Raw genomic sequence first — 19,267 nt, 5'->3', positions numbered from 1 at the left:
GGTCGGGGCCGAGGTCGGCAGGCTGCTGGCGGCGTTCGGCACCAGGGTCGTGGGCGTGGACGCCCGGCGCGGCGGCCCCGTGCAGGGCTTCGCCGAGGTGCTGCCGGCCGACGCACTCGACCGGCTGCTTCCCGGGGCAGACCTGATCATCCTGACGCTTCCGCACACCCCCGCCACCGAGGGTCTGCTGGACGCGCGGAGGCTGGCGCTGGCCAAGCCCGGGGCGTACGTCGTCAACATCGGCCGCGGGCCCACCGTCCGGCTCGACGACCTGGCCGCCGCCCTGTCCGCGGGGCGCCTGGCCGGCGCGGCCCTGGACGTCTTCGAGACCGAACCGCTTCCCGCCGATCACCCGCTCTGGCGGCGTCCCGACGTGCTCATCACCCCGCACGTCGCCGGCGTGGGGCCGCACGCCGAGGAGCGACGCTTCGCCGTACTGCTGGAGAACGCCCGGCGCTTCGTGAGCGGGCGGGAACTGATCAATCTGGTCGACAAGTCCGAATGGTACTGAAATGATCAAAAGATGGAACGTCCTGCCCGGCTCCGCCCGCAGCTCCACGGTCCCTGAAGCAAGCGTCTTCGACCTCGGGATGCCTGTCACGTGAACCGGATAGCACGCGTCGAGACCTTCACCGTGGCCCTGCCCTCGCTGCGCGACTTCGCCGTCGCGGGTGGGTCCGTCGTCCGGGGCGGCCGCCCGGCCGTCAGAGTCCTGGTAAAGGTCACGGCCGACGACGGCGCCACCGGGTGGGGCGAGGCCACCCCGATCCCCTCCTGGACGTACGAGACCACCGAGTCCATCGTCTCCACCATCGAGGGCTACCTGGCGCCGGCGGCCGTCGGCCGCCCGCTGTGGGACCTGGACGGACTCTGCCGCGCCTTCGACCGCACCATCAGCAAGGGCTTCTCGATCGGCATGCCGCTGGCGCGCGCGGCGGTCGACGTGGCTTGCCACGACGCCTTCGCCCGCAGCCTGGGCCTGTCCCTCGGCGAGCTGTGGGGCCGGCGCAGGCGCGACACCATCGAGCTGGCCTGGATCGTGGCCACCGAGTCCGCGGCCTCAGCCGCCGACTCGGTGGCCGAGGGCCGCGCGCACGGCTACCGCCACGTCAAGGTCAAGGTCGGCCTGCACGCCGAGGACGAGGACGTGGCCATCGTGGCCGCCGTGCGCGCCGCCGCCCCCGACGCCGTGCTCTGGGTGGACGCCAACCAGGGATACACGGCCGCCGCCGCGCTCCGGGTGGCCAGGCGCCTGGCCGACCTGGACGTCGCCGTCTTCGAGCAGCCGTTGCCGTCCAACGACATCGCCGGTCTGCGTCGCCTGCGTGACGCCAGCCCCGTCCCGGTGGCCGTGGACGAGAGCCTGCGCCACCCGAGCGACCTGGCGACGTTCGTCCGGCTCGACGCCATCGACGTCGCCGTCGCCAAGGTGCAGCGCTGCGGCGGACTGACCCTGGCCCTGCGCCAGTGCCAGCTCGCCGAGGACTGCGGTCTGGCGATCATGGGCTCCGGCCTCACCGAGTCCGACGTCGGGCTGGCCGCCTCGCTCCACCTGTTCGCCGCGTTCGGCGTGGACACGCCGGTCGACCTCAACGGCCGGCAGTTCATCGCCAGCCCCTACGCCACGGATCCGGTCATCACCGTCGCCGACGGCGTCGCCCACGTGCCCACCGGCCCCGGCCTGGGGATCGGCGTGGACGAGCAGACGGTCCGCGCGCTCGCTCTTTGACGTGCGGGTGCCGGAAACCTCGTCGCCCTGGTCCGCGCCGGGGCCTGCCGATCGGCGCGTGCATCTACCCGATAGCCGGCAAGGACGTAGCCGGGTTCCATCGCGCTATCCCCTCTCAAGGTCAGTATTTTGCGGTTTGCCCGGTCGTCTGGCCCTTCCTATGGTGTACGGCTATCGCCGCCCCGAGGGCGATGGCGGCATATCCGCAGGTCACGGTCAAACCTGCCCATGGCGGGAGGGGGTAATAGCCCCCGAGCAGTGACTGGTCCACGTCCACATGCGCGAACGTGGGGATGCTCTGCGTGATCGCGAACCCGGCGGCAGGGGTGATCATCAGCAGCCATGGCACCAGCCCCGCGGTCGCCAGCAGGTGGGGCACGACGACCAGCGCGATGGCCAGTCCGATGGCGACGACGGCCCGCTTGACCAGCGCGGCCAGGGCCAGAGCCAGCACGGCGGCGGCCGCGGTCAGCGCCGCGTAGCCGACGATCACCCGCAGCTCGGTACCCAGGGTGATCGGCTGAATCGGGTTCTGATTGGCACGCAACATCGCCAGGCCGACAGGGACCACGACCCCCGAGGTCACCAGCCCCGCCACGAACGCGACGGCGCCGACCACCACGGCCTTGGCCGCCAGCAGCCGCGCTGGATGCGGCTCGGCCGGCGGGCCGGTCCCGATCAGCCCCCGCCGATGTTCCGCCGTGAAGAACAGGACCGCCACCACGAGCACCGGGATCAGCCCCACGGCCCCGCCGATCAGCATGAGGTCGGCGCGCAGACCGCCCTCCACCGTGGCGGGCCCGATGTCACCGACCCCGGTCACGAGGAGCTTGTCGCCGGACTCGACGACCCCGCCGGGGTGATGCGGGGTCTTTCCGTCGGACTCCATGACGACGCCGACGTCGTCGCGGCGCCACGAACCGTTCGCGCCCTGCAGCGTGATCTGGTCGAAGGTGGCGGTGGCCTGGGCGAAGGCTTTCGCCATCTCCCACAACGCGCCTGGCGAGGTGGCGAACAGCCCGATCTCGACCGTCTCCGGCAGCTCGGTCAGCTTGACCGTGCTGACCTCGGTCCACGTCTTGCCGTCGTCTGACTCGTAGCCGGTGATGGTGTCGCCCGACCTGGTCAGCCGCAGCCACTGCGGGCCATTGTGAGGACCGCCGGGCACGTCATGGATGTAGTTGTACTGCATCCGCACGCCGTGGGCTCCGGTGAGCATGACGGCGGCATACGGTGTGCCCTGCTTGAGGCTCTGCCTGACCAGGAGTCCGGCCTTCGCCCACGGCACCACCCCCTCCTTGACATTGCGCACCCCGGGTACGACGTCCGGCAGCCGGATCTGCCCGGTCATGTCCGACACACGGGTGGTGATGCTGCCGTTCCCCTTGAGCGGCTGGTGCACGAAGTAGTACCTGTCGCTCACCGCCGTGCCATCGGGACCCACCAAAGGCGCGGGGCAGGGGCCCTCGCCCTTCCCGGTCACGCAGGCGCTGCGGGCGCCCCCGGCGATCAGCAGTCCGAGCGACACGGTGACCAGCACGGAGGCCGCCATGGCGAGCACCCAGCCCAGCCCGGAGCGGAACGTGGCCCACTCCGCGCGCAGCGACGCGGAGAAGCCGGCCCGCTGGCTGGAGCGGTAAGGCGTGAATGAACTCATGCCCACGGTTGTACGCGGCACCCGGTTCCAGCCCGGTCGCAGCCGCTGCGACCCGGCTGCGACCGGGGATCTGGCATCGTGGCAGGCACGGCACCCCGACCCGGCGGCCGGTTCGGCCGCCCCGCCCGCACGACGACCAGCGGTGAGTGGGTCCTTGAGCAGCAACCAGTCGGCCAGTGGCGATAGCGAGCCGGCACGCGCTGCGTTACCGCCATCCAGCGCCGATGCGGGTGGCAGGTGCTGCCCCCGCGCAGTCGTCCCCTGACGTCAGGGACGGTTCGGATGAGATCCGTGCGCGAACCGCACGGTGATGGACAAGCCGCCTTCGGGGCGTGCGCTGGTGGTGAGGGTGGCGTGGTGGGCTTGGCTGACGGCGTTGACGATGGCGAGGCCGAGGCCGAGGCCGTCGCGGCGGCCGTGACGATCAGGCGCCAGTCTCTGGAAGGGTTGAAACAGGCGCTGGATCTGGTCGCCGGGAATGACTGGCCCGCTGTTGGTGACCGTAAGGGCCACCTGTGTGCCGGAGGCCTGCGTGGTGACCTTGACGTGCCCGCCTTCGTGGTTGTGGCGGATGGCGTTGTCGATGAGGTTGGCGACGAGGCTTTCGATCAGTCTCGGGTCCCCGGACGTCACTGCGGGCGTCAGGTGTTCGGCGAGGTCAATGCCCCTCTGCGTTGCTTGGCCGCGGCGGGAGGCGAGCACTCCTTCGACGACGCGGGCCAGGTCGAAGGCGTCCCAGCGGGTGACGCCGCGCTCGCTGGTGGCCAGAGCGAGCAGTGCTTGGACGAGCCGCTCCTGGTGTCCGCCCAGAGCGAGGGCCTCCTGGCAGGCCGAGCGCAGGGTGTCGGTGTCGGCATCGGGGTCGGCGAGGGCGACTTCAAGAAGGGTGCGCAGGCCGGCGAGAGGGGTGCGCAACTCGTGGGAGGCGTTGGCGACGAAGTGGCGTTGGGCGTCGAAGGCGGCTTGCAGGCGGGCGAACAGGTCGTCGAGGGTGTGGCCGAGTTCGGTCAGCTCGTCCGTGGGCTCGCCGAGGTCAAGGCGCCGGTGGAGGTCGCCGGCGGAGATGATCTGGGCGGTGGCGGTGATGGCGCGCAGCGGGTGCAGGAACCGGCCGGCGACGTACCAGCCCAGAGCCAGGGCGACGGGAATCAGAAGGACCAGGGCGACGGCGGATCCTGTGAGGAGTTGGGGCAGGCTGATCCCGGGCCCGGTTTCGGTGATCGCGCTCGATGAGGGGTGGCCTTTGGGTGTGCCCGCATCGATGCTGGCGAGCGGGACGGCGACGAGGACGAGCACGAAGACCCCGGCGGTGTAGATGCCCGCCGCGTAGGCGAGCGCGAGCCGCGTCTGCAGGGACCTCCTCGCGAGCGTCTGGGAGGTCATGACGGTCCGATGCGGTAGCCGCCTTCGCGGATGGTCTCGATCACGGGCGGGTCGCCGAGCTTGCCCCGTAACCGGTGCACGGTGTGCTTGACGGCGCTGCTGAAGGGGTCGGCGGCCTCGTCCCAGACGCGCTCCAGCAGTTCCTCGGCGGAGATGACCAGGCCGGGTACGGCGAGCAGGCATTCGAGCAGGGCGAACTCCCTGGGGCTCAGGTCAAGGCGCCGGCCGGCCCGGAACGCGATGCGGCGGGCCGGATCGAGGGTGATGTCCCCGCATGCCAGGGTGGGCGGTAGCGGCGGGGTGGCGCGGCGGGCCAGGGCACGGACGCGGGCGACCAGTTCGGCGAACGCGAACGGCTTGGGCAGGTAGTCGTCGGCGCCGAGGCTGAGCCCGTCGACGCGGTCCTCGATCGTGCCGGAGGCGGTGAGCATCAGTACGCGGGTCTCGCAGCGGCCGTGGACGAGTCGCCGGCAGATCTCGTCCCCGTGGACGCCGGGCAGGTCGCGGTCGAGGATCACCACGTCGTAGCGGGTGGCGGCCAGGCGGTCGAGGGCGGCGGTGCCGTCCAGGACGACGTCGACGGCCATGCCCTCGCGGCGCAGCCCGGTTCCGATGGAGCGGGCGAGGACCTCGAAGTCCTCGACGACGAGGACCCTCACCGCCACTCACCGTCGGTCGTCGTGCGGGCGGGGCGGCCGAACCGGCCGCCGGGTCGAGGTGCCATGGGTCAACGATGCCAGATCCCCGGTCGCAGCCGGGTCGCAGCGGCTGCGACCCGCCTGGAACCGGGTGCCGCGTACAACCGTCGGCATGAGTCCATTTTCGAACCGTTGCTCACACCGTCTCTGACCCCGGCGAGGTCATGTCAAAGGAGAGGGCGGGATACCCTGCCTGCGGTGCCTCGAACCACGTGACCGGAGGAGTCGATGCTGGGATGACGGCAGGGCGACCGATGCCCACACAGGACGACGTGCTCGGATACTTCGACACGCTGTCGAACTGGGGACGGTGGGGCGACGACGACGAGCTCGGCACTCTGAACCACATCACCGACGACGTCCGGCTGGCGGCGGCGCGGGCCGTGCGCCACGGCAGGAGCGTGTCGTGCGCATGGGAGGTTGCCGTACCGGAAGACATGGAGCGGTCGACGACGACGTGCCCGTGCGCCGCCGACATGCCGGGTGCCGAGAACATGCCGGTGCCCGGATTCCGCGCCGACCGGCGCTGGGGCTTTTCGTCCGAGCGGCTCGGCATCACGTTCCACGGCAACACCCTCACCCACGTCGACTCGCCGTGCCACATCTTCTGGGACGGCACGATGTACAACGGGCGGTCGCACTCGTTGGTCGACGCCGCAACGGGATCGGCGTGGGCGGCCGTCACGGCGGCGGCGAACGGGATCATCACGCGTGGTGTCCTGCTGGACATCGCGAGGGTCCGCGATGTGCCGTGGTTGGAACCGGGGCAGGGTGTGTTTCCCGACGATCTCGAGGAGGCCGAGCGTCGCCAGGGTGTGCGGGTGCGATCCGGCGACGCGGTACTCCTGCGGACCGGCTATGGCCGCGTCCGGCACGAGGCCGGTGAGGCCAGCGGCTTCACGCAGGCCGGCTGGCACGCGTCCTGCCTGCCGTGGCTGCATGAACGGGAGGTTGCGCTGATCGGCGCTGACACCCCCCAGGACGTTCAGCCGTCGGGGTACGACGACGTGTTGATGCCGGTTCACGCCGTGAGCCTCGTCGCGATGGGTCTGTGGATGCTCGACAACTGCGACCTGGAGGCGTGCGCGACGACGGCTGCCGAGCTCGGCCAGTGGGACTTCCACCTCGCAGTCGCGCCGGTCCGCTTCGCCGGTACGTCCGGCAGCCCGGTCAACCCGATCGCCACATTCTGACCGCGGTTCACGAGGGGTGCGAAGGGTGTGTCGAATCGATTCGGCGAATCGATTCGACTGGACGATAGGGGTGTCCGGACGGAATGGTCAAGAGCGGGAAACTCGTACGACATGGGCGCCATGCCGCCGTCATATGAGGTGTGACTCTGCGACGGGGCTCGTTGAGGGTGCGAGGCGGCGTGGCCGCGGGCGTGGGGCTGCGGCTCCGCCCCACGTGCAGGGCGATGTCTCGCAGGTCAGAGGGCGTGCCGGTGGCCGGGCGCGGGGCCGGTCGTGCTGCGTAGCGAGATCGGCGGGGCGATCAGGAGGTGGTTGTGCGTGGTGGTGGGGTCGGCGATGCGCTGGATGAGCAGCTCGACGGCGCGGGCGCCCATCTCGTCGGCGGGGATGTCGGCGGCGGTGAGTGGCGGGTGCAGGTTCTCGGCCCAGTGCCGGACGGCGACGCCGGCGATGGAGAAATCCCTGGGCACGGTGCGGCCCGACTGGGCCAGTGCGCGGTACATGCCCGGGATCGCGGCCTCGTTGATGGTGGCGATGGCGGTCAGCTCGGGGTGCTCGGCCAGGAGCTGCTCGACGCAGGCCTGCCCGGCCTGGGCGTCGTCGGCGCAGCAGACCCGCACGCCGTCCAGGCCGCGCTCGGCGACGGCACGGGTGAAACCGGCCTGGGCGCGGTGCCCGGGCCCGTAGCCGGCGGCGACCAGCTCGGCGTTGCGGTTGACCAGCGCCAGGCGCCGGTGACCGAGATCGGCCAGGTGGTGCACGCACTTGGCGAGCAGCGTCTCGTAGTCGATGTCCACCCAGGACATCTCCTCGGGCCGTCCGGTGCGGCCGATGCCGACGAACGGCAGGCCGGTCTGTCGCAGCCGGGCGACGCGGTCGTCTTCGAGGCGGATCTCCATGAGGATGACGCCGTCCACGCGGCGGCCACTGACCACGCGCTCGAACGAGCGGTCGTGCTCGCCGCCCGAGGGTGACAGCAGGACGTCCAGATCGGCTCCGGCGGCCGCGTCGACCACGCTGGCCACGAAGCCGAGCTGCATGTCGGTCAGGCGCTGGGCGGCCGGGGGGATGACCAGCCCGATGGTGCGGGTGCGGCCCTCCTTGAGCGCCCGGGCGGCGGCGTTGGGCCGATAGCCCAGCTCGTCGACGACCGCCTGGATGCGCCGCTTCGTCTGCTCCGACACCGGGCGCTTGCCGGTGAGGGCGTACGAGACCGTGCTGCGTGACACGCCCGCCCGTTTGGCGATCTCCCCGATGTTCACTCGCGCTCCTCGTCGGATCTGCCGGTTGGCGACCATCGTAGGTCGAATCGGTTCATGGAGGGGACGGCACCGGACTCCGTGGCGAGGATGTGCCAGGAGACGCAGCACGCGCAATATCTCGGCGATCCCAGCTCGCCACCCCATTGACGCCTGAGGCGAACCGGGCCTACGTTTTGTCGAACCGATTCGGCGAATCGATTCGACATCGATCAGAAACAGCCGCGTAACGCCTGTCAGCGGAGGTCAGCTCAATGAAATCAGCGGCAAGGAGCCGGCGTGCGGCCGGCGTGGGTCTGGCGGTCCTGGCCGCCGTGGGCGGGCTCGTCGCCTGCTCGTCATCGTCCAGCGGCGGCAGCGGCTCCACGAGCGCGAGCCAGGCGGCCGGTGGCGGGGCCTACACGATCTGGGACCCGTACCCGCAGTACGACAAGAGCTCGGAGTGGGTGAAGCTGCTGGAGACGTGCGGCACGCAGGCGGGGGTGAAGGTCGAGCGGACCGGTTACGACACCAGCGACCTGACCAACAAGGCCCTGCTGGCCGCCCAGCAGGGCAACTCGCCGGACGTGCTCATCGTGGACAACCCGGTCGTCTCGACGCTGGCCGAGGCCGGTGTGCTGACGACGACCGAGGAGAACAAGCTCGACGTCTCGGCGCTCGCGCCGAACCTGCTGGCCGCCGGGCAGAGCGGGGGCAAGACCTACGGGGTCCCGATCGGCGCCAACACCCTGGCCCTGTACTACAACGAGGACGTCCTGAAGGAGGCCGGGGTTGACATCGCCTCGGTGAAGGACTGGGCGTCGCTGACCGCGGCGCTGGAGAAGGTGAAGGCGGCAGGGAAGAAGGGCATCACCTTCTCGGCGATCGGCACCGAGGAGGGCAGTTTCCAGTTCCTGCCCTGGTTCTGGGGCTCCGGCGCGCAGCTCACCAAGCTCGACTCGCCCGAGGGCGTGTCGGCGGTGGCGCTGTGGACCGACTGGCTGAAGAAGGGGTACGCCCCCAACTCCGTCATCAACAACACCCAGACCACGAGCTGGCAGGAGTTCGCCGGCGGCGACTACGCCTTCGCCGAGAACGGCACCTGGCAGCTGGCCAACGCCAAGGAGGCCGGCTTCGCGTACGGCATCATCCCCGTCCCGGGCAAGGACGGCGGCAACGCGCCGGCGCCGACCGGCGGCGAGTTCGTCAGCGTCCCGGTGCAGGCCGACACCGCCCGCTACGCCACCTCGCAGAAGCTGGTGACCTGCCTGAGCAGCACCGACAACTCGCTCGCCACGACGACCACCCTGTCCTACATCGCGCCCACCGAGGCGGTGCAGGCCAAGCAAGTGGCGGCCAACCCCGAGCTGAAGGTGTGGGTGGAGGCTGTCAAGGCGGCCAAGGGCCGCACCGGCGACGACCTGGGGACGAAGTATCCGAAGATCTCCGAGCCGATGTGGGGCGCGGTGCAGGCGGCGCTGAGCGGCTCGAATTCGCCGCAGGAGGCGATGACGGCGGCGCAGTCCGCCGCGACGAGCGCGACCCAGTAGCAGTGATGAGCAGAGTCCTGCAGACGCCGGCGCGTCCCGCCCCTGTGGCGGGACGTGGCCGGCGGGCGGTGGCACGCACCCGATCGGGGCAGTGGGCCGCCTGGGCGTTCCTGGCCCCGGTCGTCGTCTACCTGCTGGTGTTCTACGCCTATCCGCTGTATCGCAACGTCGAGCTGAGCCTGCGCAACTACACGGTGCGCTCGTTCGTGCAGGGGGATGCGCCCTTCACGGGGTTCGCCAACTACGCCAGGGTCTTCGGCGACGCGACGTTCGGTCCCGCGCTGTGGCACACGGCGGTGTTCACGCTGGTGTCGCTGGCCTTCCAGTTCGGCATCGGGCTGGGGCTGGCTCTGTTCTTCGTGAAGCACTTCCGGCTGTCGGCCACGTTGCGGGCGTTGTTCCTGGTGCCGTGGCTGCTGCCGCTGATCGTGTCGGCCTCGACCTGGTCGTGGATGCTCAACAGCGACTCCGGCGTGGTCAACGCGGTGCTGACCGGGTTCGGCATCGGCCCGGTGAACTGGCTGACCTCGCCGGACTGGTCGCTGTGGTCGGTCATCATCGCCAACGTCTGGATCGGCGTCCCGTTCAACCTGGTGGTGCTGTACTCCGGGCTGCAGGCGATCCCGCCGGCCGTGTACGAGGCCGCCGCGCTGGACGGGGCCACCGGCTGGCAGCGGTTCTGGAAGGTGACCTTCCCGCTGCTGCGCCCGGTGTCGGCGATCACCATCCTGCTCGGGCTGGTCTACACGCTGAAGGTGTTCGACATCATCTGGATCATGACCAAGGGCGGGCCGAGCGGGGCCTCCACCACGTTCGCCACCTGGTCCTACCGGCTCGGGTTCGGCAACCTGGTGCCCTCCTTCGGGCCCGGTGCGGCCGTGGGCAACCTGCTGATCGTGATGGCGCTCGTCTTCGGGCTGATCTACATCCGCGTGCAGCGGAAGCAGGCACTGGCATGAGGCACTGGAAGACCGCGATCGGGCTGGTGCTGACCGGCGTGATGCTGTTCCCGGTCTACTGGATGATCAACGTGTCCTTCACCCGTGACACCGACATGCGCAAGAGCCCGCCGAACTGGTTCCCGCTCAACGGAACGCTGGAGGGCTACCGGGCGGTCCTCGACCAGCAGCTGCCGTACCTGGGCGTGAGCCTGGTCGTCGGGCTGGGCACGGTGACGGTGACGCTGCTGCTCGCGGCGCCGGCCGCGTACTCGCTGGCCAAGCTGCGCCCGCGCGGCGGCGGCGCGCTGAGCTTCGTGTTGCTGATCGCGCAGATGATCCCCGGGATCATCATGGCGATGGGCTTTTACGCCATCTTCCTCAACGCCGGCGTGCTCAACACCGTCCCCGGGCTGATCGTCGCCGACTCCACCCTCGCCGTACCGTTCGCCGTGCTGATCCTCACCACGTTCATGGGCGGCATCCCCGAAGAGCTGCTGCAGGCCGCCCGCACCGACGGCGCCGGGGTGGTACGCACGTTCTGGTCGATCGTGCTGCCGGTCAGCCGCAACTCCCTCATCACCGTGTCGCTGTTCGCGTTCCTGTGGGCGTGGTCGGACTTCATCTTCGCCAGCACCCTCGACCAGGGCGGCGACCACCAGCCGATCACCCTCGGCATCTACCACTACATCGGCAACAACAACCAGGAGTGGAACGCCATCATGGCCACCGCTGTGATCGCCTCCATCCCGGCCACCATCCTGCTCGTCGTCGCCCAGCGCTACGTCGCCGCCGGCGTCACCGCAGGCGCAGTCAAAGACTAAGAAGGGACCCTCCTTTCATGACCGTCGCCGCCTCCGGCCCGGTGTTCTCCCTGTGGGAAATCCCGTTCAGCTACCACGGATCCTGGTTCGGCTTCTCGCCCGTGGTGGCGGAGAAGACCTACGCCCAAGACGTGCACCTGGTTTCACACCAGACCGGCATGCACCCGATCCTGAGGCTGATCCCCACCGCCGAGGCGGTCGTCACGGCCGCCCCGCACCAGCTCACCTGGAGTCACGACGGCAACCGGATCGACCTCGCCTACGAAAGCGCCGACACCGTGCGCGTCAAGAGTCGCGGCCTGGGGCTGCGCCTGCTGGCCGCCGACCCCGTCCTGACCCCGTTCAGCGGCCCGTACTTCTATCGGGACCCCGTCGACGGATCGTACGTCTTCACCGTCTACCAGACCGGGTGCCGCTACCGGATCACCCTCCTCAGCGGGCAGGCAGAGCATCTCGGCGCGCAGGCGCTCGGCACCGCCGAGCGCGGCATCGTCCTGGACGGCGAGTGGGAGATCGCCATCGAGGAGTACGAGACCGCCCGTGCCCCCTATGCGAGCACGGACCCCTTCGAACAGGTCGTCAAGACGGCGAGAGCCGAATTCGACGCGTTCGCCGGGGCGGTCGCGCCCTGGCGCAGCGACCGGACGCCCGCCGCCGAGCTGGCCGCGTACGTGCTGTGGTCGGCCACCGTGCGCCCGGCCGGATTCGTCACCCGGCCTGCCGTGCTCATGTCCAAGCACTGGATGAACAAGGTGTGGAGCTGGGACCACTGCTTCAACGCCATGGCCCTGGCCGGCGGCCTGCCCGGCCTGGCCTGGGACCAGTTCCTGCTGCCCTTCGACCACCAGGACACCGCGGGAGCGCTGCCCGACTCCGTCACCCACTCCGAGATCCTCTACAACTTCGTCAAGCCGCCCATCCACGGCTGGGCGCTGCGGAATCTGTCTCCCGCGGTCGAGCCGGTGGAGACGTACCGGCTGCTGGAGCGGTGGACCACCTTCTGGCTGGACGCCCGGCGCGTACCCGGCCGGGAGCTGCCGCACTACCAGCACGGCAACGACAGCGGCTGGGACAACGCCACCACCTTCGACCCCGAGCGCGTCGTCGAGACCGCCGACCTGGCCGCCTTCCTCGTCCTCCAGATGCGCGCGCTCGTCCGCCTGGCCCCCGACCCGGGCGCGGCCGCCCGATGGACGCTGCAAGCCGACCGGATGCGCGAGGCGCTCCTCGCCGAGCTATGGGACGGCGAACGGTTCGTCGCCCGGGGCGCGCACTCGGGACGGACCTGGTCCAGCTCAAGCCTGCTCGACCTCATGCCGATCGTGCTGGGGGAGGAGCTGCCCGAAGTCGTGCGCGCCGCGCTCGCCGCCCGGATCGAGGCCCATCTGACCGCGTTCGGACCCGCCACCGAGCTGCCTACCTCTGACCACTACCAGGACGACGGCTACTGGCGCGGTCCCATCTGGGCGCCCTCGACCATCCTGATCGAGGACGGTCTGCGCCGCGCCGGATACCACCATCTTGCCGACGAGATCAGCGCCCGCTTCCGAAGTTTGTGCGAGAAGTCCGGGTTCGCCGAGAATTTCGACGCCCGCACCGGTGAAGGCCTGCGCGACCGCGCCTACACCTGGACGGCCAGCGCCTACCTCATCCTGGCCGCCGCCCACGAACGGCGAAGCGGGGAGCGATCGCGACTTTGACATGAAGGGGCGCGGCCGGCCGGTGAGATGGCGTGCTCGATGGCCGGCCGCGGTCAGGGAAGAAGGCCCGCCCGTCTGGCTGCGATCACCGTCTCCATCCGGGTGTGCGTGCCGAGCTTGCGCATCGCGCTGCGCAGGTAGCTCTTGGCCGTCTCGGGCTGCAGGCGCAGGCGCCGTCCCGCTTCTGCGTTGCTGCAGCCCACTGCGACCAGGGACAGCACGTCGAGTTCCCGGGATGACAGCGGGTTGTTCAAGGTGGGTCTGCTGCGGGACGGGGGCAGCCGGTCGCAAACGGCCTGGAGGCGGTGGCGCAGGGCAGGGTCGGTGATCTGCTGGGCGATCGAGCGTAGTTCAGCGTGCGCTTCGCGCAGTTGTTCCCATTCTGGTGCGGTGGGTGCATCCTCGCGGGCCGCGCGGGTGATCGCGGCTGTTTCCAGGTCGGCCACCCGTCGCTGCACCTCCGACCGGACGGTCAGCTCGATGCCCAGCCGCGTCGCGACCTGGCTCATGGCGTCCAGCACCCGAGTGCCGAGCGGCAGCGGCTGGCGGATGCCGCCGTACAGGACGCCGAACACGGACTCGCCCACCACGACCGGGACGGCCGCGATCGCCCGCAGGCCCTCGGCGGTCACCGGCTCGTCATATTCGTGGCTGATGCGTGCGTCGGTGGCGTAGTCCTCCACGCTGCCGGGCCGGGCGGTGACCAGGACCCGTCCGCCGAGGCCGTTGCCGGCGCGGATAACCAGCCCGCGCAGCGCATCGGTGCAGGTGCCGGTGAGCTCCGTGAGGCGCACGTTGCGGCTATTGAGCGCGACGGCGCCGCCAAAGGTGACGGGCAGGCCGGTCGCGTGCCGCATGCGGCCCAGGGCGGCCCGCAGGAGCACGCCGAGCTGAGGCACCGGGGCACCCGCCGGAGAATGTGTTACCGCCATGTCATCAGAATGTCACGCGGTCTGCGCTTCGCGGCTACCCCTGAACGGGGGTAGCGCTCCCTTCTGACCGGGCTGATGCTTCCAGACATGGGTGACTCACTGATCTCCTACGCATCCGGCGTCTCCGCGGCAGCCATGCTGGGCGAGACAATCGGAGAGAACCTGGAGCGCGCCGCGGCCCGGCACGCCGACCGTGAAGCGCTGGTCGACGTGCCCACAGGCCGGCGCTGGACCTACGCGAAGCTCGACGCCGCCGTGAACGAGGTGGCTCTCGGCCTGCTGGCGACGGGCATCGCCAAGGGTGATCGGGTCGGCATCTGGGCGCCCAACTGCGCCGAGTGGGTGCTGACCCAGTACGCCACCGCGAAGATCGGCGCGATCCTGGTCAACGTCAACCCTGCTTATCGCAGCCACGAGCTGGACTACGTGGTCCGCCAGTCTGGCATGCGCCTGCTGATCAGCGCCGTTCGGCACCGCACCAGCGACTACCGGGCGATGCTCACCGAGATCGGCTTCGAGCGCACGGTGTTCATCGGCGAGCCCGGCTGGGACGAGCTGGTGGAAACGGGCCGCCGCGCCGACCCCGCCGCCCTGCGCGAACGGGCGGCCACGCTGGCCTTCGACGACCCGATCAACATCCAGTACACCTCCGGCACCACCGGCTTCCCCAAGGGTGCGACGCTGTCCCACCACAACATCCTCAACAACGGCTACTTCGTCGCGGAAGGGCTCGACTACACCGAGGCCGACCGAGTGTGCCTGCCGGTGCCGCTCTACCACTGCTTCGGCATGGTCATGGGCGACCTGGCGGCGACCTCGCACGGCGCCTGCGTGGTGCTCCCGGCGCCCGGCTTCGACCCCGAAGCCACGTTGCGGGCCGTGGAGAGCGAGCGGTGCACCTCTCTGTACGGCGTGCCCACCATGTTCATCGCCGAGCTCGGCCACCCGCGCTTCGGCGAGTTCGACCTGTCCAGCCTGCGTACCGGGATCATGGCCGGCTCGCCGTGCCCGGTCGAGGTGATGAAGCGGGTGGCCGGCGAGATGCACATGAGCGAGGTGGCGATCTGCTATGGCATGACCGAGACCTCTCCGGTGTCCACGATGACCCGACGCGACGACGGCCTGGCCCGCCGCACCGAGACCGTCGGCCGGGTCATGCCGCACCTGGAGGTGAAGATCGTCGATCCGGACACCGGCCTGGTGCTGCGCCGCGGCGAGCCCGGTGAACTATGCACCCGCGGATACTCGGTGATGCTCGGCTACTGGAACGAGCCCGACAAGACCGCCGAGGCGATCGACGCGGCCCGCTGGATGCACACCGGCGACCTGGCCACCATGGACACCGAGGGCTACGTCAACATCGTCGGCCGGATCAAGGACATGGTCATCCGCGGCGGCGAGAACATTTACCCGCGCGAGGTGGAGGAATACCTCTACTCCCATCCCTACATCGCCGATGTCCAGGTGATCGGCGTCCCCGACAGCACGTACGGCGAGGAGCTGATGGCCTGGATCGTGATGCGTCCCGGCGCCGAGCCGCTCGCGGCCGACCAAGTCAGGCAGTTCTGCACGGGGCGCCTGGCGCATTACAAGATCCCCCGGTATGTCCACCTGGTCGACCAGTTCCCGATGACCGTCACCGGCAAGATCCGCAAGGTGGAGATGCGGGAACGCGCCGTTGACCTGCTGGGCCTGCACGACGCGGAGGACATCGCAAGCGCGTGAGAAAGGAAAACGATCACCGTAAGGCATGGAACGACCATGGCTGATGACTCGCGCCCGACAGTCCCTATCAATACTCACTCGACTTCGATCGCCCAGGAGACGCCATGGACGACGTGCCTGCCACCCCCTCCCAGAAGCCCATGGGCCGGATCGCACTCGCGAGCCTGATCGGCACAACGGTGGAGTTCTACGACTTCTTCATCTTCGGCACCGCCGCTGCACTGGTCTTCAGCGACAGCTTCTTCCCCGCCCTCGGCCCTGCCGCCGGAACGATTGCCTCGCTGGCCACCTTTGGCGTGGCCTTCCTGGCCCGGCCGTTCGGCTCGATTCTTTTCGGACACTTTGGCGACCGGGTCGGCCGGAAGGCGACCCTGGTGAGTACGTTGCTGTTGATGGGACTCGCGACCTTCGCCATCGGCCTGCTGCCCACAGCGGGGACCATCGGCGTGGCCGCCCCCATCCTGCTCGTCGCCCTCCGGTTGTGCCAGGGCCTGGCCGTGGGCGGCGAATGGGCGGGCGCGGTGCTGCTCACGGCCGAACACGCGCCGGCGCAACGACGCGGCAGGTTCGCGATGTTCCCGCAGCTGGGCCCGTCGCTCGCGTTCGTGCTCGCGAGCGCCACGTTCCTGACCACAAGCCTGACGATGAGCGGGGAACAGTTCCTGTCCTACGGCTGGCGCATCCCGTTCGTCGCGAGCTTGCTGCTGGTGCTGATCGGACTCTACGTCCGGCTGAAGATCGATGAGACCCCCGCTTTCGCGGAGATCTCATCTCGCGAATCGACCGCTCGCGTCCCGCTGTTCGAGGTGTCTCGGCGTCAGCCCCGTGAAGTGCTGCTCGCGGCCGGATCCATCACCATGCTGTTCGCGTTCTTCTACATGGGGGTCACCTACCTGACCTCGTACGGAACCACCGCGCTCGAGCTCAGCAGGCCCACGGTCCTGTCGATCGGCATCGGGGCGGGCCTGTGCTTCGCGGCCTCGACGATCCTCTCGGCGCTCTACTCCGATCGGATCGGGCGCCGACGGGTCACCATGATCGCGAACGGTGTCGCGCTGGTCTGGTCTCCCGCCCTGTTCCCGGTGCTCGACATCGGCACACCTGCCGCGTTCGCCGTGGGCGTGAGTGTCACGCTGGCCATCGTCGGCGTCGCCTATGGTCCAGCGGGGGCGCACCTGCCGGAGCTCTTCCACGCTCGCTACCGCTACACCGGCGCCGGCGTCGCCTACAACCTCGCCGGAGTGCTCGGCGGCGCGGTGCCTCCGCTGATCGCGGCGTGGCTGGTGTCCTCCTACGGCAGCCACGCGATCGGCTTCTACCTTGCGGCAATGGCCTTGCTCAGCCTGTCGTGCACTTTCGGACTGAGGGAAACGAAGAGTGTCACGATGAGCAGCCAGCCGGTCGGGCAACCAACGTTGAGCTGACCTCGGCAGCATGGAGGCCGCCTGTGCACGGGCGGTCTCTGTGCTGCGTTTGCCTCCGCGGCGATCCCAGGAGGTAACTCGTTGGCTGTCGACGGTCCTCAAGGCGGTGTCTACAGTTCCGGAACTCCTGTGGTGTGCCAATCAGCCGCCGATGAAGAACATGACAGTGGTCGTGACAGCCGATGTGACCATCAGAAATGATGGTGGTGGCTCCGGCCGATCTCGCCACGCAGACGAAACGAGTTCGACCCTTGACGATCCAATGCGGGGCGGCCATATGCCTTGTCTCTGGCGAGAATCGTTGGGAGCGCGGATGCGGAACAATATTGACAGCCAGGGCAAAGGCACCGCCGGCTCCCGCGACTCAGCGGATCGGGTCGGCTCCTACGCGAGAAAAGCCATCGTCGCGTCCGTGGCCGGCTACGCGATGGACGGCTTCGACCTGCTGATTCTGAGCTTCGCGCTCGGGGCCATCGCCAGCGACATGGGCGTCGGGCTGCCGGAGGTCGGAACGCTGACCAGCGTCACCCTGTGGGGTGCGGTAATCGGTGGTTTGGTCTTCGGGATTCTGGCGGACCGGTTCGGCCGGGTCCGGATGCTCACCCTGTCCATTCTGCTGTTCGCCGTCTTCACCGGATTATGCGCGCTGGCCCCCAACGTGGAAATCCTGGCGGTGTTCCGTTTCCTGGCCGGTCTGGGGCTCGGCGGGGAGTTCGGCATCGGCATGACGCTGGCCGCCGAGGCGTGGCCGGCCGGCAAACGGGCACGGGCGACCGCGCTGGTGGGCCTGGGCTGGCAGTCGGGCGTGCTGCTCGCCGCCCTGCTGTCCCCGTTGATCATCTCCGCCCTCGGCTGGCGCGGCCTCTTCGCCATCGGGGCGATCCCCGCGGTGCTGGCCTTCGTCCTGCGCAACAGGATGCGCGAGCCCGAGCTCTTCCTGCGGACCAGGCAGGCCGCGAAGACCGAACGCATGCCCTTCCGGCTCCTGGTCAGTGATCCGGTGACGCTCAGGGCCACCATCGGCATCCTCGTCCTCTGTTCGGTGCAGAACTTCGGCTACTACGGTGTGATGACCTGGCTGCCGACGCACCTGTCGACGACCTTCGGCTTCAGCCTGGTCAAGTCGGGTCTGTGGACCGCCGTGACCGTGGTCGGCATGGCGTGCGGGATCTACGTCTTCGGCCTCCTGGCCGACCGGATCGGCCGGCGCCCGGCCTTCTGGCTGTACCAGAGCGGGGCCATCGTCAGCCTCCTGATCTACAGCCGGCTGAGTGACGCCACGCTCCTGCTGGTGGGCGGGGCGGTCATGGGCTTCTTCGTCAACGGCATGCTCGGCGGGCTCGGCGCCCTGATGGCCGAGTCGTACACCACCGCCGTCCGCACCACCGCCCAGAACGTGCTGTTCAACCTGGGACGAGGCGTCGGAGGTTTCGCGCCGCTGGTCATCGCCCTGATCGCCGGCAGTCACGGCTTCCCCGTCGCCATCGCCCTGCTCGCCGGGATCTACCTGCTGGAAATCGTCGCGATGTTCCTGATACCCGAGCGCCGCGGGGCCGATCTGACATGAGCGTCGGGGCTCAGGAGGTGGCGCCGCCGTCCGTTCTGATCCTGAGTGATGAGGGGCCGTCAGCCGCCGAAGAGGAGCCGGTGGCGGCGCCGGTGACCAGGCCTCATCAGGGCTATCATGATCGTGATGATCAGCCCAGCCGCCTTGCGGATGTGCGCCATCTCCTGCGGTGTGGCGTACTGGTCCACCCATCCCAGCTCGAAGCGTATGTCGCCACCCTTGCGGAGGGATTTCTCCATCTCCTGCCAGTCGGGGACCGAGACGTACTTCTCGATGATCGGGAAGATCTTCCGCTCCTCCTCCTCGATGTGCTCGTCGAGGTGCTCGGAGAGCTCACGGACGGCGGCCCCGAACTCGGCGACGTGCTGACCGGCCGCGAAGCCCTGGGCCGTGGCACGCAGCCGGTCGAGCAGCGGGCCGAGTTCCGCATGGTCGTCGGAGAGGTCGGTGAGGTCCACGGCGGCCCCGGCGGACCGCTCGATGAGCGGCCAGACCACCTCGTCCTCCCTGGTGTGGTGATGGTGGATCGCCTTGCAGATGTCGGCGGCGAAGCCGGCGATCGCGGTGGCCCGGGCCTGGCCGGCGTGTTCGCGGTCGGCTTCGATCTGCCTGGCGAGCTTGACGAGCCGGTGGAGGTCGCCGCGCATGGCACGGTGCATGATGCGGAAGACGGTGAGGTCGGGGGTGGTCACGGTCGTTCTCCCTGTCG

16 protein-coding genes are annotated in these 19,267 nt (G+C 69.5%); 10 read left to right on the top strand and 6 right to left on the bottom strand.

What is annotated here, in order from left to right; all coding sequences use genetic code 11:
• Both EJK15_RS01605 and EJK15_RS01600 read left to right on the top strand, forming a co-directional pair.
• A partial coding sequence (locus EJK15_RS01605) for an NAD(P)-dependent oxidoreductase (RefSeq protein ID WP_276615346.1) occupies positions 1-511 on the top strand: 511 nt, incomplete at its 5' end.
• Between the two features lie 90 nt (positions 512-601).
• Positions 602-1,729: a mandelate racemase/muconate lactonizing enzyme family protein gene (locus EJK15_RS01600; RefSeq protein WP_138708528.1), complete on the top strand. Its 1,128-nt coding sequence runs from the start codon at positions 602-604 to the stop codon at positions 1,727-1,729.
• A 121-nt stretch (positions 1,730-1,850) separates the two neighbouring features.
• On the opposite strand, the gene EJK15_RS01595 is transcribed toward EJK15_RS01600, so the two are convergent.
• The 3 genes from EJK15_RS01595 to EJK15_RS01585 all read right to left on the bottom strand — a co-directional run bounded on the left by EJK15_RS01595 (position 1,851) and on the right by EJK15_RS01585 (position 5,428).
• Complete coding sequence (locus EJK15_RS01595; RefSeq protein WP_138708527.1) at positions 1,851-3,386, bottom strand: DUF1349 domain-containing protein; 1,536 nt, start codon at positions 3,384-3,386, stop codon at positions 1,851-1,853.
• Positions 3,387-3,653: 267 nt separating this feature from the next.
• Entirely contained in the window at positions 3,654-4,769 is a 1,116-nt protein-coding gene (locus EJK15_RS01590; protein ID WP_138708526.1) for a sensor histidine kinase, read from the bottom strand.
• A complete protein-coding gene (locus tag EJK15_RS01585) occupies positions 4,766-5,428 on the bottom strand; it encodes a response regulator transcription factor (protein WP_138708525.1) in 663 nt (220 codons plus the stop codon). The genes EJK15_RS01590 and EJK15_RS01585 overlap by 4 nt, the downstream gene beginning before the upstream one ends.
• A gap of 275 nt (positions 5,429-5,703) precedes the next feature.
• On the opposite strand from EJK15_RS01585, the gene EJK15_RS01580 reads away from it, so the two are divergent.
• Positions 5,704-6,660 (top strand): cyclase family protein, encoded by a 957-nt coding sequence (locus EJK15_RS01580; protein WP_240776699.1) that lies wholly within the window; start codon positions 5,704-5,706, stop codon positions 6,658-6,660.
• 236 nt (positions 6,661-6,896) lie between these two features.
• Here EJK15_RS01580 and EJK15_RS01575 read toward each other — a convergent pair whose 3' ends face one another.
• Positions 6,897-7,922 carry a LacI family DNA-binding transcriptional regulator gene (locus EJK15_RS01575; protein WP_138708523.1) on the bottom strand — a complete coding sequence of 342 codons (1,026 nt, stop codon included), beginning with the start codon at positions 7,920-7,922 and terminating at the stop codon, positions 6,897-6,899.
• A 251-nt stretch (positions 7,923-8,173) separates the two neighbouring features.
• On the opposite strand from EJK15_RS01575, the gene EJK15_RS01570 reads away from it, so the two are divergent.
• The 4 genes from EJK15_RS01570 to EJK15_RS01555 are packed head-to-tail and all read left to right on the top strand — an operon-like array spanning position 8,174 to position 12,910.
• Positions 8,174-9,448, top strand: coding sequence for a sugar ABC transporter substrate-binding protein (locus EJK15_RS01570; RefSeq protein WP_138708522.1), 1,275 nt, complete (start codon positions 8,174-8,176; stop codon positions 9,446-9,448).
• 5 nt (positions 9,449-9,453) lie between these two features.
• Positions 9,454-10,407: a carbohydrate ABC transporter permease gene (locus tag EJK15_RS01565; protein ID WP_138708521.1), complete on the top strand. Its 954-nt coding sequence runs from the start codon at positions 9,454-9,456 to the stop codon at positions 10,405-10,407.
• A complete protein-coding gene (locus EJK15_RS01560; RefSeq protein ID WP_138708520.1) occupies positions 10,404-11,210 on the top strand; it encodes a carbohydrate ABC transporter permease in 807 nt (268 codons plus the stop codon). Before EJK15_RS01565 ends, EJK15_RS01560 begins: the two co-directional genes overlap by 4 nt.
• Before the next feature lie 17 nt (positions 11,211-11,227).
• Positions 11,228-12,910 (top strand): amylo-alpha-1,6-glucosidase, encoded by a 1,683-nt coding sequence (locus tag EJK15_RS01555; protein WP_138708519.1) that lies wholly within the window; start codon positions 11,228-11,230, stop codon positions 12,908-12,910.
• A 53-nt stretch (positions 12,911-12,963) separates the two neighbouring features.
• Here the strand turns inward: EJK15_RS01555 and EJK15_RS01550 are convergent, their stop codons facing one another.
• Positions 12,964-13,842: a helix-turn-helix transcriptional regulator gene (locus EJK15_RS01550; protein WP_138708518.1), complete on the bottom strand. Its 879-nt coding sequence runs from the start codon at positions 13,840-13,842 to the stop codon at positions 12,964-12,966.
• An 87-nt stretch (positions 13,843-13,929) separates the two neighbouring features.
• Between EJK15_RS01550 and EJK15_RS01545 the strand changes: the two genes are divergently transcribed.
• The 3 genes from EJK15_RS01545 (at position 13,930) to EJK15_RS01535 (ending at position 18,558) form a co-directional block, all read left to right on the top strand.
• Complete coding sequence (locus tag EJK15_RS01545; protein WP_138708517.1) at positions 13,930-15,567, top strand: AMP-binding protein; 1,638 nt, start codon at positions 13,930-13,932, stop codon at positions 15,565-15,567.
• A gap of 104 nt (positions 15,568-15,671) precedes the next feature.
• Positions 15,672-16,991, top strand: a complete 1,320-nt coding sequence (locus tag EJK15_RS01540; RefSeq protein WP_138708516.1) for an MFS transporter — start codon at positions 15,672-15,674, stop codon at positions 16,989-16,991.
• A gap of 313 nt (positions 16,992-17,304) precedes the next feature.
• Positions 17,305-18,558, top strand: a complete 1,254-nt coding sequence (locus tag EJK15_RS01535; protein ID WP_138708515.1) for an MFS transporter — start codon at positions 17,305-17,307, stop codon at positions 18,556-18,558.
• 59 nt (positions 18,559-18,617) lie between these two features.
• Here EJK15_RS01535 and EJK15_RS01530 read toward each other — a convergent pair whose 3' ends face one another.
• Positions 18,618-19,250 (bottom strand): hemerythrin domain-containing protein, encoded by a 633-nt coding sequence (locus EJK15_RS01530; protein WP_240776697.1) that lies wholly within the window; start codon positions 19,248-19,250, stop codon positions 18,618-18,620.
• Positions 19,251-19,267: the final 17 nt, after the last annotated feature.

It is taken from the genome of Nonomuraea basaltis, assembly GCF_005893125.1.
Classification (GTDB): Bacteria; Actinomycetota; Actinomycetes; order Streptosporangiales; family Streptosporangiaceae; genus Nonomuraea; species Nonomuraea basaltis.
The sequence above is the reverse complement of the archived record's forward strand: the minus strand, read 5'-3'. Positions and strand labels throughout refer to the sequence as shown.

Bases quoted from the DNA above. Each gene is read 5' to 3' on its own strand.
- EJK15_RS01590 (WP_138708526.1), bottom strand. From the start codon at position 4,769: ATGACCTCCCAGACGCTCGCGAGGAGGTCCCTGCAGACGCGGCTCGCG.
- EJK15_RS01570 (WP_138708522.1), top strand. From the start codon at position 8,174: ATGAAATCAGCGGCAAGGAGCCGGCGTGCGGCCGGCGTGGGTCTGGCG.
- EJK15_RS01565 (WP_138708521.1), top strand. From the start codon at position 9,454: ATGAGCAGAGTCCTGCAGACGCCGGCGCGTCCCGCCCCTGTGGCGGGA.
- EJK15_RS01545 (WP_138708517.1), top strand. From the start codon at position 13,930: ATGGGTGACTCACTGATCTCCTACGCATCCGGCGTCTCCGCGGCAGCC.
- EJK15_RS01555 (WP_138708519.1), top strand. From the start codon at position 11,228: ATGACCGTCGCCGCCTCCGGCCCGGTGTTCTCCCTGTGGGAAATCCCG.
- EJK15_RS01550 (WP_138708518.1), bottom strand. From the start codon at position 13,842: ATGGCGGTAACACATTCTCCGGCGGGTGCCCCGGTGCCTCAGCTCGGC.
- EJK15_RS01595 (WP_138708527.1), bottom strand. From the start codon at position 3,386: ATGAGTTCATTCACGCCTTACCGCTCCAGCCAGCGGGCCGGCTTCTCC.
- EJK15_RS01560 (WP_138708520.1), top strand. From the start codon at position 10,404: ATGAGGCACTGGAAGACCGCGATCGGGCTGGTGCTGACCGGCGTGATG.
- EJK15_RS01540 (WP_138708516.1), top strand. From the start codon at position 15,672: ATGGACGACGTGCCTGCCACCCCCTCCCAGAAGCCCATGGGCCGGATC.
- EJK15_RS01535 (WP_138708515.1), top strand. From the start codon at position 17,305: ATGCGGAACAATATTGACAGCCAGGGCAAAGGCACCGCCGGCTCCCGC.
- EJK15_RS01580 (WP_240776699.1), top strand. From the start codon at position 5,704: ATGACGGCAGGGCGACCGATGCCCACACAGGACGACGTGCTCGGATAC.